Genomic DNA, 14,317 nt, shown 5'->3' on the forward strand with positions numbered 1-14,317 from the left:
GTAACACGCCGCGATTACGAACATTGTAACTCTCGCTGAGTGGGTAATTATCTATGCGGACTGGTATTACGTTCGCATCCTAATGTAGTGTTGCCCAGCGGCGTTCAATGAGAAGATTTTCTTTCAATAACGAGCATAAACGTGCGCCTGTGCATATTCTGTACAGGCGCTTTTGTATCAATCGTCGGTTACTTCACATACCAGCCCTTTTAGGTAATACCCTTCTGGGTAAGTTCCGATAATAGGGTGGTCTGACGCTTGATTTAAACGTGCGATGATCTTTATGGTACGACCTGCGTCGAGCGCGGCATCGGCGACGACCTTTTGAAAGAGATCGGCAGGCATTAGCCCAGAACAGCTAAACGTAAGCAGCAGCCCGCCAGGCTTGACTGCGTGGATGCCGTACATGTTGATATCTTTATATCCGCGCGCAGCGCGATTCAACGTTGCTTTACTATCTACAAACTTCGGTGGGTCAAGAATAACCATATCAAACTGCTTACCTTGTTCGTGATACTCGCGAAGCGCTTTAAACACATCTTTATTGATATATTGCGCTTTGTTTTCGTCTAAACCATTTATTGCAATGTGATGTTTAGCCAAATCTAGCGCTGGTTGAGACACGTCGACGTTGGTCACCGAGTTTGCGCCGCCTGATAGGGCGTAGCATGAAAACGTACCTGTATAGCTAAAGCAATTAAGTACGTCTGCGTCTTTTGCGTAATGAGCGGCGGCTGCACGACTGTCTCGTTGGTCTAAATAAAAACCCGTCTTATGGCCGTTTTCGATATCCACTACAATGTTGATGCCGTTTTCTAAAACCGTTACCTGCATGGGCGGTTCGCCATGAAGTACGCCTGTCACAGGCTCTAACCCTTCTTTTTTGCGTACATCCACATCGCTTCGCTCATAGATGTGAATGTCGGGCATAAGCTTGGTGATAGCCCAGACTATTTTATCTCTGTGTTTCTCACCGCCAGCGCTTAACAGTTGAACTACGGCGACATTGTCGTAAAGGTCTATTGTTACCCCGGGAAGGCCATCACTCTCTGAGGCAACCCAACGAAAGGCATTGGTTTTACTCGGGTCAAAAAGGCGTTTACGCAATGTTAAAGCGGTTTCTAGACGGCGCAGAAAGAAACCATTATCAATGCTTTCCTCTTTCTTAAACGTCCACATGCGAACGCGGATTTTTGATTCTGGCGAATATGCGCCTTTGCCTAACCAGTCGCCTTCTGAATCGTACACGTCTACCGTATCGCCAACGCGAGCCCGTCCTTTTAACTCAGCCACGGCGCTTTCGAAAACCCAAGGGTGTTTGCGGCGTAGTGATTTATCTCTAGATGGTTGTAATATAACCTGTGCTGACATATGGGCTCTCGTAATATGTTATGCGGTACTGCGAATAGCCGCGATTATACGCAATTTCGTGTGCTCTGTGTTGAATAAACTCGAAAGAAACCCAAACTGTTCGTCAAGAAAATACGTACCGAATCTTTTGTTGAAAAGGATAAGTTATCACTATGCACTATGTGAATTTCGAAAAAGGATGCAAACCCGAGGCGCTGACCGTAAATGAACGTCAAGGCTACTCCTTGTCAGAGGGTAAAGTAAAAGTAGACGTAAAGGCGTTTGGGGTAAACAGAGCCGATACACTTCAGCGTCAGGGAAAATACCCGCCACCGCCAGGAGAGAGTGAAATTTTAGGTTTAGAAGTCGCGGGCGTGGTCTCTGAAGTCGCCAGTGATGTAAGTACGTTTAAAGAAGGGGATAAGGTCTTTGGCTTAGTTGCAGGTGGCGGATACGCAACAGAAGTTTTGGTAAACCCCGCTCACCTTATGTCTATCCCTGAAGGAATGCCATTTTTCGAAGCTGCCGGTCTTACCGAGGTGTTCCTTACTGCATTTCAATGCTTGCGTGCCATAGCTCACATTAAACCTGCTCAGCGTGCTCTCATTCACGGCGGTGCTAGCGGTGTTGGTTTGGCGGCTACGCAATTATGTCGCTATTGGGGAGTACATAGCGCAGTAACGGCATCGAGCAAAGAGAAACTGTCGCTGTGTGAGCAAAATGGTGCGGAACACATAATAAATTACAAACAACAAGCGTTCGATGAAGTGCTCAACAATGCATGGCCCGAAGGTGTAGATATGGTGCTGGACATGGTGGGAGGAGACTACCTTAATCGCAATCTAAAAGTGCTTAAACAAGACGGCAAAGTGGTTAATCTTGCCATGCTGGCAGGACGTTATGCAGATAATCTCGATATGGCGTTGTTGCTTGGAAAGCGTGCCTCAATCATTGGCACTACGCTGCGAAATCGCAGTGATGATTATAAGGCGGAGCTTATTCGAAATTTTGCGGCTGTGTGCCTACCCGCGTTCGAAAGTGGTGAGTTAAAAGTAAATATTGATACACATTATCATATTGATGACGTCAGTAAGACCCATGCCAGATTAGAAAATAATGATACCCAAGGGAAATTAGTGGTTTCTTGGTAGGGGAGACTATTGGGAAGCCTGCTTGCCAGCGTCAAAAATAGAGAGGGTATTAGGGTATTCAAAGGAGCGTTATCTCATGTGAGATATCGCCCCACTTTCTTTCTAAAGATAGATAAGGTTGGGCAAAATCGTTATCAGTTGAAAGGGGCATGAGGTAATTTCAATCCAAAACGTTTTGCCTTTGTGATCATGCTAAGCCCTTGTGCTCATGCTAATTACTGACGAAACCCTCATCTACCTTCGTAGGGTTAGCCTCTGCGGCGCCTCTTGCTAAATCATCGCAACGTTCGTTTTCCGGGTGGCCAGAATGGCCCTTTACCCAATGCCAATTTACATCATGCTTTTTAACCGCTTCATCCAAACGCTTCCACAAATCCGCGTTTTTTACTGGCTTTTTATCTGAGGTACGCCAGCCATTCTTACGCCAGTTATGGATCCACTGATTAATACCATTTTTTACGTATTGACTGTCGGTAGTAAGTTCTACTTTACATGGTTCAGTAAGACTATTAAGTGCTTCGATAGGCGCGAGAAGCTCCATTCGGTTGTTTGTAGTATGTGAAAAACCGTCGCTCAACTCTTTTTTATGCTGTTTATAAATGAGTACGGCACCGTAGCCGCCGGGCCCCGGATTACCTAAACACGAACCGTCGGTGTATATATGGATGGTTTTTTGAGCCACAACGCTTCCTTTAATTTATCTTGTCTTTTCCCTTAGCGGATTGCGAAGGGGTTGATATACTATCAAAAAATGAAAGCGTAATTATAGTAGAGGTTCCATGCGCCAAATTGTACTCGATACTGAAACCACTGGTATTGACCCCAAAGAAGGCCACCGTATTATCGAAATTGGCTGTGTTGAGTTAGTAAACCGCCGATTAACGGGGAATCACTTTCATGTGTATATCAACCCTGGTCGCCACATAGAGCAAGAGGCTATTGAAGTTCACGGTATTACCAACGAATTTCTTGCCGATAAGCCAACGTTTTCACAAGTTGCTCAAGAATTTGTTAGTTTCATCAAAGGTGCTCAGCTGGTTATTCACAACGCGCCGTTCGACGTGGGCTTCATGGATCATGAATTCAAAATGGAGGCGTCAACGTCGGGCGTTATTACCAGCAAAATTTGCGATGTTCTGGATACACTTACCCTTGCTCGCCAAATGCATCCTGGGCAGAAAAATAACCTTGATGCACTGTGTAAGCGTTACGGCATAGACAACAGCCACCGTACCCTCCACGGGGCCTTACTCGATGCTGAGATACTCGCCGATGTTTATCTGTTGATGACCGGTGGCCAAACTAAATTAAAACTCGCATCATCAGGAGGCAGTGAGACTGACTCTACTGCAATTCGCAGAGTCGTTCGCAGTGCAAATAAATTAAAGGTTGTTAAAGCTACCGCCGATGAGTTAACACAGCATGAAGCTCGCTTAGATATTGTTGAAAAGGCGGGGGGGAAATGTCTATGGCGTCCTCAGTAAGAAGAGGGGTCTAATACTAGTTCGCATAGATAATTACTCAGTCAGCGAGAGTTAAAATGTTCGTAGTCGATGCGGACGGGTATTTGCTATTTCACATCATATTTAACACACCATTAGAGTGCAGGAGCAGCGTAGCGTGAGAGTGTGGTTTTATTGGGTAATTATTTTAGCATCATTGATTTACTCTATTGCTGCAGCACAGTCTCAAGAAGATGAGCGAGACGCTGCGCGTCAGCTTGCTGACAGCGTGCTTCAAACTACTCAAGAAAATAATCAGTCTGTCGACACGTCTGTGCTTACCGAGCTAGGCGACGACTACACGAATTCGATCAAGCTCTTACAGAATCGTTTCCGCGTTGACTACAATATAAAGGAAATCACCATGGTTTTCTTTCGCGAGTATGGCTCCGCCCCTGTCGTTTTAGTTAGACCCGATGGCTCAAAGCTATTTCAAGGGCGTTTCGATGAAGAAAAGGTCCAGTGGTTTGATTCTGATACCTTTGACATGATCACAATAAAAGATCCGGTACCAGGGCCATGGCAGGCAGTCGGCCAAGTGCTACCAGAAAGTCGAGTCATGGTTTTATCGAATATTGAACTTCACGCAGACCCTCTGCCTGAGATACTGTTTGCTGGTGAAATCCTGAAATCAACGGCCTACCTTACCAATAACGGTAAAAAAATTGAGCATAAACAATTCAGAGACGTCGTGGAGCTTGATATTGAGTTTAAAAGTACCAACAACCCTAATTTTGGTAACTTTGGAACTGGAGATCAGACTATCGCCACCTTTCGCGATGATGGGAGGGGAATGGACGAGCGACCCGCCGACGGTATTTTCACAGGGCAATTTAATTTAAAAGTTGCCGCTGGCGAATGGAAACCTGTCTTCAGAGTCACTACGCCTATGTATACCCGAGAGGAAGAGGGCACGCCTATCGTGCTTCATGACAACCCTGTGTCAATTAATGTCGAGATGAATGGTGGCGGTGATGGCTATCATAAAATTATTATTGACGTTAATAGGGAATTGGTAGACATCGAATCTTTGTTGGTGGACGGAAAAGTTAAGTTCCCTAATGCAGACATGCAGAACTTCTCTCTTACTGAGGGAGGTAGCGAACCACGAGAGCATCTTATTGTAGCTTACGAAAGAGGCATTTTCCGCGTAAAAGTTACCGCATACGGTGCTACCGTTGATGGAAGAGACTTTATTTTAGATGTGCCTGAATTTAGTTTTGTAGCGGAAGGACCGGTAGAGCCTGAAGTTGAAGACCCGTTAATAAATGGGGAAGACCCGATAGTTGACGGAAGCGCACCTATCATTGCGCCAATGGCCGATAACACAGTGATTGAAGATAGTGCTATTGATGAAGATGAAATTGATGAAGGCACCTTAACGCTGTTGTTGGTTGTCGTTAATGGCTCAATTGTTCTTATTGGTGTTATTGCAGCGGTTGTGATTATTGTTGTGCGTAAGAAAAGAAGTACTGCTAAATCAAGTTCAACGATGAAAGCTGCGGTTAAGCAGCCCACACAAACAACTGATGCGGATATTACAATGGAAGCACAGCCTAAGGGCTTCAAAAAAATATTGGGCATGTTTAAAAAGAAGAAAAATTCTGACGGCGCTTAGTCAAATCGATTTATATAAGAGAATCACCGTCGCTAATTTATCCACATTGAATTTTATTTCGACATAATGCTTATTTAACAGGCAAACAAACCGCAGATGACAATTTTATTAATAAAAAGCGTTGACTCCACATGGGGGAATACGTATTATCTGCGCCGCAGTCAGGGGACAGGGCAACATAAGCCAAGTCAACTAACTGATAACATTGAAGATGTGGAGCGGTAGTTCAGTTGGTTAGAATACCGGCCTGTCACGCCGGGGGTCGCGGGTTCGAGTCCCGTCCGCTCCGCCACTCTTTCAATGGTATAACTAAAAGGTCTTCGGAGCGGTAGTTCAGTTGGTTAGAATACCGGCCTGTCACGCCGGGGGTCGCGGGTTCGAGTCCCGTCCGCTCCGCCATTTAGTTATACAGCGCAATCTCGATTATGTGGAGCGGTAGTTCAGTTGGTTAGAATACCGGCCTGTCACGCCGGGGGTCGCGGGTTCGAGTCCCGTCCGCTCCGCCATTAATCGAATATGCGCGCTTCCCATAATGCGGAGCGGTAGTTCAGTTGGTTAGAATACCGGCCTGTCACGCCGGGGGTCGCGGGTTCGAGTCCCGTCCGCTCCGCCATTTTTGGAAGCCTTTAGATATCCTCCTCAGAAATGTCATCCTTATTTTCAAAGCAAAAGCCCACTCGAAAACAGTAGTCTACGCCCAAAGTATTACTTTATGCTTTACTCTATACTTCCATTGAATTTTTAATCCCAGTTCCCGTTTATAAAATTCTGCTTTACCGATTTTTTTCATTAAAACTGACAAATTAGAAATAATACTTATCTATGCGGGCTAGTATAATATGCGCTAAAGTCGTAATGCTTTTTTTCACAGATGTACTAGAGTTACGCTCTGCATGTTCTAGAAGCAAAGACTTATGACAAAAAGCGAACAAAAACAGTATTTTCTTGCAGATAACCTAAAAGCCATTCTCGTTTCATTAATCAGTGTAGCAGCTGTGACACTGCTGCTTGGCGCTGTTATGTTTCTGTTTGTTCGAGAGCAGGAAGAAAACCGTGCATCAGAGATTCTCAATAATGTGCGTGCTGTTTTTAGAGATGCAGAAATAACATTAGACTACCTCAATGCACTTCCATACGAATCGTGTGGCAAAGACAACCTAGCTGAAATGAGAAAAACGCTCTTTCGCTCTCGTTTTGTAAAAGAAATAGGTTTTTATGAAGAAAATGCGCTTGTTTGCAGCACCTATCTGGGCATTTTAGAGGAGCCGTTAGCGACAGACGAGCCCGATTTTTATACCAAGCTTGATGATGCGTTTTGGATCAATACGCCGCTGCAGCTTTTTGACAAGCAAGCGACAGGGACTATTGTAAAACGAGGTCGTTACAATGCCGTGTTAGATATGGATAGTATCATTGGCTACAGTTATATCCAGGACTGGCAGCTTTTTTACAACGGTGACCAATTTTATCACATGGCTGGAAACCCAGTTTTAGTGGACTCGACACTTAGTCAGCAGGACATGGATGCACGCACCGGGTATTTCTCATTACAGTTTATTTTGTGTGATGAACGTTATACCAGTACATGCCTTCAGGTTAAATCTGATCACGGAAGAGTGTTAGATCTTCATCTTGGAAAGCTTGTGCTATTTGTTTTCGTGATGCTAATGACGGCAGCACTCACACATATGATAACGTTTAACTATTTAAGGCGAAGACGTTCATTAGAATCAAGAGTGAGTAAAGGGCTGCGAGAACACAGATTTTACTCACTTTATCAACCATTTGTAGACTTACAGTCTGGTAAAGTTATTGGCTGTGAAGTATTAAGCCGTTATAAAGACGAGTTTGGGCCAATATACCCGGATGAATTTATTCCCCAAATAAAAGAGCAAGACATGACGTGGGAATTCACCATCGACATGATAACCAAAGCCATGAACGATCTTAACGATAACCCCGATATTCCCGAGGGGTTTAAAGTGTCGTTCAACTTATTTCCGTTCGATTTTACCCGCGACAGTTGCCTCAACTTAGATTTTGTTCTTGATATGAACATTAAAAATTTCAAGTTAGTGTTAGAAATAACCGAAGACGAGCAAATAGCAACGCAAAGCGCAGCAAAACATATTAAGTCACTAAAAAGCAAAGGTTTCCTATTTGCTATTGATGATTTTGGGGTTGGGTATTCGAATTTAGGACAGTTAAAAACATTAAACTGTGATTATCTAAAAATTGATCGAAGTTTTGTCATGGATATGGAAGAAAACAGCATCCGCTCGTCACTTATTCCCCATATCGTAAGTATTGCAGATGGCCTCAATGTAGAGTTGATAGCGGAAGGCGTGGAAAACCTTGAACAGCTTAATGAACTGAAAGGGTTAAAGATTGGTTTTGGGCAAGGTTGGTTATTCGGTAAGCCACAATCAGTCAATGCACTTGCAAAAACCGTTCAAGAGACCCTCTAACGCGTTTTATGACTGTCATTTTTCGGTTGGTGTTGGTAGTGTTTAACGCTACCATTAACCGCCTGAAAAACTTAGAAGAACAGTCGCATGCAAGACGTGCTAATTTGCCGCAATATCAATAAAACCTACCAAGACGGTAGCAACGCCACGCCCGTTCTACATGATGTCTCTCTCGCGATTAAAGCAGGCGAGCATGTCGCAATATTAGGGAGCTCAGGCTCAGGAAAAAGTACACTTTTGCATATTCTAGGTGGTTTGGATAAACCATCAACCGGTGACGTTGAGTTTAAAGGTAAGGCGCTTAATCAGTTATCAAGTAATGCTTTGGCAAAACTTCGCAACGACGAAATGGGGTTTATTTATCAATTCCATCATTTGCTTGGTGAATTTACAGCTCTGGAAAACGTGGCAATGCCCCTTCGTATCAGAGGTCTTTCATCAAAGCATGCTGAGGCTAAAGCAAGAGATATGCTGGAAGAAGTGGGCTTATCACATCGCTTCGACCATTTACCCTCTGCCATGTCTGGCGGTGAGCGCCAACGAGTAGCCATTGCTCGCGCTTTGGTTACAGAGCCTTCTGTTGTTTTAGCTGACGAGCCAACGGGAAATCTTGATGATTCCACCGGAGAGCAAATCTATAAACTGCTTAAAAACTTGAGTGAAAAAAAAGGTACTGCTTTTGTCGTTGTGACCCATGACATAGCGTTAGCGGGTAAAATGGATAGGGTGTTAAAAATAAAAGATGGCCGTCTAGCAAGTGAAGTCATGCCAAAGGAGAGCCATAATGCTCGCCCTTGAACTTGCGCAAAAGTTTAGGAAAACCCGGTCCCAACAGCGCTTTATATCTTTTATCTCAATGTCTTCTACCATTGGCATAGGGCTTGGATGTTTCGTTTTAATCGTGTTACTTAGCGTGATGAACGGCTTTGAAAAAGAGCTTACCGGCAGAATATTGAGCGTGGTTCCTCACGGTGAAATTTACAGCAAAAGCGAAAGTGGTATTGAAAATCTTGAAGCGCAGCTATATCGCTTTTCTCAGGATAGTCGCTTAGCAAGTGTGACGCCTTATACCGGCCTTACAGGCATGCTTCAGTCGAATGGAGAGCTAAAGGCGATCAGTGTTACCGGTATTTCCGTTGAACAAGTAGCGGATAAATATGCTGAAAGAGTGTCAACGCAAGATTGGCTGAGGTTTAGCCGTCAAAGTAACAGTTTGATTGTTGGAAAAGGAATTTTCTCCTCAATGGGCCTTCAAGTTGGTGATAAAGTGCAGGTTCTTATTCCTCAAACCACGCACGATCTCACATTCAAAGCCCCGCGTGCTATTACACTTGAAATAGCGGGGGTACTGTCGGTGGGGGGAGAACTTGATAACCAGCTAGGCCTCATGCACCTTGAGACTGCCTCAAATGCCATTGGGATATCATCTAAAGCACAAGGTCTGCAGTTTACGTTGAGGGACCCTTTTTCTGCTTATGACACCATGCGCGATATTGGGTACAGCTATCCACAAGCGGTGTATATGTCTGACTGGACACGCACTCAGGGGCATTTGTACAGCGATATCCAATTAGTAAGAGCGGTTGTCTATATTGCATTATCGTTAGTAATAGCCGTTGCATGCTTCAATATCGTCTCGTCTCTGGTTATGGCGGTTAGAGAGAAGCAGGCGTCTATCGCTATTTTAAAAACAATGGGTGCCAGCGACAGCTTAATTCGCAATGCATTTGTACTACAGGGCGTTATAAACGGTTTTATCGGGATAACGGTAGGGGTGACACTTGCGCTTTTAGTCGCGCCTAATCTTTCAGATATTGTACGTGTTATTGAGTCAGGGTTGGGCGTGGAAATATTGTCTGGCGACATCTATTTCATTGACTTCTTGCCGTCGAGCCTGCATTGGCAAGATGTTCTTGTAACCATTGTTGTTGCTATGTTCTTGAGCGTAGGGGCTACCCTGTATCCTGCACAGAAAGCTGTAAACATTTCGCCATCTTCTGCGCTTCATTAAAAGTTTGAATTGCTTGCACTTAATAGTTTTAAGGGAAAATTTTTGGCAGGCTCTCGGGACCTAGGATGGCTCTCAGGAAAAACGACTTGGCTTCGGTGTTAAGCTATCAGGGTAGATGGTTATTTAATTTTAGAAAAGGCCAGCGACGCTGGCCTTTTTTTAGCTAGATTTTCAAACTTCTGCTATTGGTTTTTCTCAAAGTGCTCGAAATCCACGTCTTCTTGTTTCAAGCCCGCTTTCGGATCGTTATAAACACTCTCATCTAGCGCGCCCTCGCTCTTTGCCACTACGCACGACACCATACAATCGCCAGTGATGTTAACCGCGGTGCGGGTCATATCGAGCAGTCTGTCTACACCGATAATAAGGGCAATACCTTCAACGGGCAGGTTTACCTGTTGCAACACCATGGCAAGCATAATAAGCCCCACGCCCGGCACGCCAGCGGTACCAATAGAGGCTAGGGTAGCAGTAAGCACTACCATCATGTAATCGCTCAAACTCAAATCTACAGCATAGACTTGCGCAATGAACACGGTTGCCACACCTTGCATGATGGCAGTGCCATCCATATTGATTGTCGCACCTAGCGGTAGGGTAAACGAAGAGACTGAATTACCTACACCTAATTTATTCTTTGCAGTTTCCATGGTTACAGGAAGTGTGGCACTGCTACTGGATGTGCTGAAGGCGAAAAGTGCTGCATCTCGCATTTTTCTCATTAATATTAGCGGGTTCAAACCAGCTAGCGCTTTGAGTAATACAGAGTAAGTCACAAGCCCGTGAAGAATAAGCACGCCAAATACCAAGAAGAAATATTTCGCTAAACTCAGTATGGTCTCGCCACCAATGGTTGAAAAGAGCTTTGCCATTAACACGTATACGCCATATGGCGCTAGGTTCATGATAATAGTAACTAAGCGCATAATAACGGTATTAATGTCTTCAAAGATGGCTGTCAGGCGTTTCCCTGCGTCGCCAGTCATCGCCATTGCGATACCAAAGAGTACCGCAAAAACAATAATTTGAAGCATATTGCCTTGCGCCATCGAATTTATCGGATTGCTTGGGAACATATTGACGATAACGTCAGATAAACTAGGAGCTTCTTTCGCTTCAAATGTTGTTTGTGTTGTTAAATTTAGCCCTTCACCTGGAGACACTACCAAAGCTATACTCATGGCTAGTGTTATAGCGATTGCCGTTGTGACAACATACAGCCCGACGGACTTTGCACCAAGTCTTCCCAATTTACTTGGGTCAGAAAGGGTACTGGTGCCACAGATCAAAGAAACAAAGACAAGCGGAACGACCAACATTTTTAAACTGGCGATAAATATTTGCCCGAGAGTCGAAAATATACCTTCTACAAGAATGTTATACGTTGAGAACTCGAAACCGAATATCGAAAAAGCGAAATCTCCGCTATCATCAAATAACAATTGGAGAAATACACCAGTCAAGATACCGGCAGCCATGCCGATAAAGATACGTGCGGTTAAACTATACTTATGTGCAGTTGAAGACATCAATGTTTCCTGTGCATTTTTATATTTTTAATCTTCCGTAGTGTGCCAGATTCAGTTGATTTTTAAACATAAAAAACGACGCAATTGTCAATAAAAGAGGTTCAGGAACGAATTATGTCGACATTAGCGAGAACGCTAAGCTTAATTAGCGCAATATTTATGCTAACAGCATGTGGTGGAGGCGGTTCGTCAGTCTCTCGGGATGATACGGACAATGGAACCGGAGGCGGCGGTACAACAACCCCAACGTATACGATTTCACTATCCTTAGAGAACGAAAGCGGAACGAGCGATAATAACCTATCAGAAGACAATAGCTTGTTTGCGGTCGCAACGGTGACAGATGAAGACGGTAATCCGTTTGCAGATGCGCTTTTAACGTTCACGCTGAGCAATACTGAACTCGCTGAATTTGGCAACGACACAGGCACAGCACGAACAAACGCAAATGGTGTAGCAAGGCTTCGCCTTAATGCTAGCACTGCGTCTGGCGATGGTGAGATTACTGCAGCATTGAGTTCAGGGGAAACCGGAAAAACAACATTTTCCGCCACCGCGGTGAGTACTGTAGACCCAACAACGATTGCCGTGGCGTTAACATTGCAGAACGCAGCGGGCGAAACCGACAACAGCCTATCAACAAACAATGCATTGGTAGCGGTAGCCACGGTTACTAACTCTCAAGGTGAACCCCAAGCAGATCTTCTCCTTACCTTTTCATTAAGCAACGACGACCTAGCCACTTTCTCTAATGATACGGCAACGGCATTGACTAACGAGGATGGCGTAGCCACTATCGGGATGACGGTAGGCAGTGCGTCAGGTGACGGTCAGGTAACCGCCACATTACCCACAGGTGAGAGTGATTCAACTACATTCAGCTCGACAGGAAGTACAACAGTTAGCGAAGAGCCTGCCTCCTTGGAACTTTTCGCTGACAGCATTCAGCTTGCCTCGAGCGGTAGCGATGAAGTGGAGCTTATTGCGCTGGTCAAAAATGAACAAAGCGTATTGATGGAAGGTGTTGAAGTGAGTTTTTCTGCGGCAACAGGAGACGGTGTTGAGCTTCAATTAATTCAACCTGAAACCGCAGCGGATGGCACAGCGAGGGCTGTACTTACATCGCAAAACGACAAATCAAACCGTACCATCACCATTACAGCAGGTGCTGGGAGTCTTACGCAAACTGTTGATATCACGATCGCCGGTACAGAGGTAACAATCAACGGAGCATCATCAGTAATACTTAATAACAGTGTTGACTACACAATTCGCGTACAGGACTCGGACGGTACTTTGATACTCAATCAAAATGTTGTGCTCAGCGCTGTTAATGGTTCATTGAGCAGTACTACGGTAAATACAGGTGCGAATGGTCAAGCTACCGTTACCTATAAGGCTTCGACTTCAGGTCAAGACACGATTACGGCTTCAGCACTCAATGCTGAAGCAAGCTTTACGGTGCAGGTTCAGCAAGATGAATTTAACTTTGTTGATTTGCCGGAAGAAGAGGTGCCATTGGGACAATCGCAAACCATTACCGTGCAATGGCGTCAGAATAACACGCCTGTGGTTGGTCGAGACGTGACATTTAGTGCCTCTCGTGGCGTAATTGACGGCAACTCAACAGTACAAACCGATGCAGAAGGACAGGCAAGTATCGATATCAGCGCCAACAATGCTGGTATTTCTTCAATCACGGCAACTGCAAGTGACGGAAGCGGTAATGTGTTGGTTTCAGCACTTACTCAAATTGAGTTTATTGCAACCACGCCGGCTACCATTATAGCTGATGCGACATTAGACAACCTTGGTCCCGATGGGCAAACGAGTACAATTAGCGCCGTTGTTAGGGATGCCAACAACAACTTGGTAAAAAACAGCGTTGTTAACTTTACTGTATCCGATGTGTCAACAGGCTTCGTTTCTCCTTCGCAAGCAACTACGGATAGCAAGGGTATTGCAACTACGGTGTTTACTTCAGGTTCTGTGTCATCTAATGAGGCTGTTATAATTACTGCTTCGATAGCAGATGACGAATCAATTTTTGACGAAGTCGCACTTACCGTTGGGGCGCGAGCTTTTGATATTGTTATTGGGACGGGTAATGAAATCGAAACGCCTTCCACAACGTCATATCTCAAAAAGTTTGCTGTATTCGTATCAGATTCGTCAGGCCGCCCTGTTAGTGACGTTAACCTTACAGCTTCAATAAATCCTGTTAAATACAATGAAGATGGAGTTTATTGGAAAGGTCGCTGGGTATACAACGATATAGACTCGATCTGGAACGTTGTAGATATTTTCCAGTGTGACAACGAGGACGAAAATGATAATGGAATACTCGACGAGGGCGAAGACTTAAATAAAGACCAGCAATTGACTCCTGGTATCGTTGGTACTGTAACTCTTTCCAATAATGGAGTAACGGACGAAAATGGTTTTGCTGAGCTTGAATACCGCTACCCTGAAAGCTACGCGGTATGGTATTTCGCTGAAATTACTGTGTTTGGGCAGTCAACTGGCAGTGAAGCTCAAGCTTCTATGAAGTATCAATTAGAAATTCTTGCTGATGATATAACTGATGAAGGAAGAAGCCCCCCTGCTAATCCGTTTGGAACAGGTGAGTGTCCCGTAGAAGATCCTGCACCATAAGTTGGAAATAAATAAGCCCGGTATTCTGTTGAA

10 protein-coding genes and 4 tRNA genes are annotated in these 14,317 nt (G+C 44.6%); 11 read left to right on the forward strand and 3 right to left on the reverse strand.

What is annotated here, in order from left to right:
• Positions 1-177: 177 nt before the first annotated feature.
• Positions 178-1,371 carry a class I SAM-dependent rRNA methyltransferase gene (locus tag ACM0P2_RS08460; protein ID WP_159117345.1) on the reverse strand — a complete coding sequence of 398 codons (1,194 nt, stop codon included), beginning with the start codon at positions 1,369-1,371 and terminating at the stop codon, positions 178-180.
• A gap of 152 nt (positions 1,372-1,523) precedes the next feature.
• Between ACM0P2_RS08460 and ACM0P2_RS08465 the strand changes: the two genes are divergently transcribed.
• Positions 1,524-2,501: an NAD(P)H-quinone oxidoreductase gene (locus ACM0P2_RS08465; RefSeq protein WP_159117346.1), complete on the forward strand. Its 978-nt coding sequence runs from the start codon at positions 1,524-1,526 to the stop codon at positions 2,499-2,501.
• Between the two features lie 211 nt (positions 2,502-2,712).
• Here the strand turns inward: ACM0P2_RS08465 and rnhA are convergent, their stop codons facing one another.
• Entirely contained in the window at positions 2,713-3,183 is a 471-nt protein-coding gene (gene rnhA, locus ACM0P2_RS08470) for a ribonuclease HI (RefSeq protein WP_159117347.1), read from the reverse strand.
• A 97-nt stretch (positions 3,184-3,280) separates the two neighbouring features.
• Here rnhA and dnaQ point away from each other — a divergent pair, with 97 nt between their 5' ends.
• The 9 genes from dnaQ (at position 3,281) to ACM0P2_RS08515 (ending at position 10,100) form a co-directional block, all read left to right on the forward strand.
• On the forward strand, positions 3,281-3,985 hold the full coding sequence (gene dnaQ / locus ACM0P2_RS08475) for a DNA polymerase III subunit epsilon (protein WP_120959714.1): 705 nt from the start codon (positions 3,281-3,283) through the stop codon (positions 3,983-3,985).
• A gap of 136 nt (positions 3,986-4,121) precedes the next feature.
• A complete protein-coding gene (locus tag ACM0P2_RS08480) occupies positions 4,122-5,621 on the forward strand; it encodes a TIGR03503 family protein (protein WP_159117348.1) in 1,500 nt (499 codons plus the stop codon).
• A 215-nt stretch (positions 5,622-5,836) separates the two neighbouring features.
• Positions 5,837-5,913: transfer RNA gene (locus ACM0P2_RS08485), tRNA-Asp, on the forward strand.
• A 30-nt stretch (positions 5,914-5,943) separates the two neighbouring features.
• Positions 5,944-6,020 (forward strand) — tRNA-Asp (locus ACM0P2_RS08490).
• Positions 6,021-6,050: 30 nt separating this feature from the next.
• Positions 6,051-6,127: transfer RNA gene (locus tag ACM0P2_RS08495), tRNA-Asp, on the forward strand.
• Between the two features lie 30 nt (positions 6,128-6,157).
• Positions 6,158-6,234: transfer RNA gene (locus ACM0P2_RS08500), tRNA-Asp, on the forward strand.
• 301 nt (positions 6,235-6,535) lie between these two features.
• Positions 6,536-8,089, forward strand: a complete 1,554-nt coding sequence (locus ACM0P2_RS08505) for an EAL domain-containing protein (protein ID WP_159117349.1) — start codon at positions 6,536-6,538, stop codon at positions 8,087-8,089.
• An 87-nt stretch (positions 8,090-8,176) separates the two neighbouring features.
• Positions 8,177-8,887 (forward strand): lipoprotein-releasing ABC transporter ATP-binding protein LolD, encoded by a 711-nt coding sequence (lolD, locus tag ACM0P2_RS08510; RefSeq protein WP_159117350.1) that lies wholly within the window; start codon positions 8,177-8,179, stop codon positions 8,885-8,887.
• Positions 8,874-10,100: a lipoprotein-releasing ABC transporter permease subunit gene (locus ACM0P2_RS08515; protein WP_159117351.1), complete on the forward strand. Its 1,227-nt coding sequence runs from the start codon at positions 8,874-8,876 to the stop codon at positions 10,098-10,100. Before lolD ends, ACM0P2_RS08515 begins: the two co-directional genes overlap by 14 nt.
• Before the next feature lie 182 nt (positions 10,101-10,282).
• Here the strand turns inward: ACM0P2_RS08515 and ACM0P2_RS08520 are convergent, their stop codons facing one another.
• Entirely contained in the window at positions 10,283-11,629 is a 1,347-nt protein-coding gene (locus ACM0P2_RS08520) for a dicarboxylate/amino acid:cation symporter (RefSeq protein ID WP_105931027.1), read from the reverse strand.
• 114 nt (positions 11,630-11,743) lie between these two features.
• Here ACM0P2_RS08520 and ACM0P2_RS08525 point away from each other — a divergent pair, with 114 nt between their 5' ends.
• On the forward strand, positions 11,744-14,284 hold the full coding sequence (locus ACM0P2_RS08525; RefSeq protein WP_159117352.1) for an Ig-like domain-containing protein: 2,541 nt from the start codon (positions 11,744-11,746) through the stop codon (positions 14,282-14,284).
• The last annotated feature ends 33 nt before the right edge of the window (positions 14,285-14,317 follow it).

The organism is Alteromonas sp. OM2203, from assembly GCF_048517045.1.
Classification (GTDB): Bacteria; Pseudomonadota; Gammaproteobacteria; order Enterobacterales; family Alteromonadaceae; genus Alteromonas; species Alteromonas gracilis.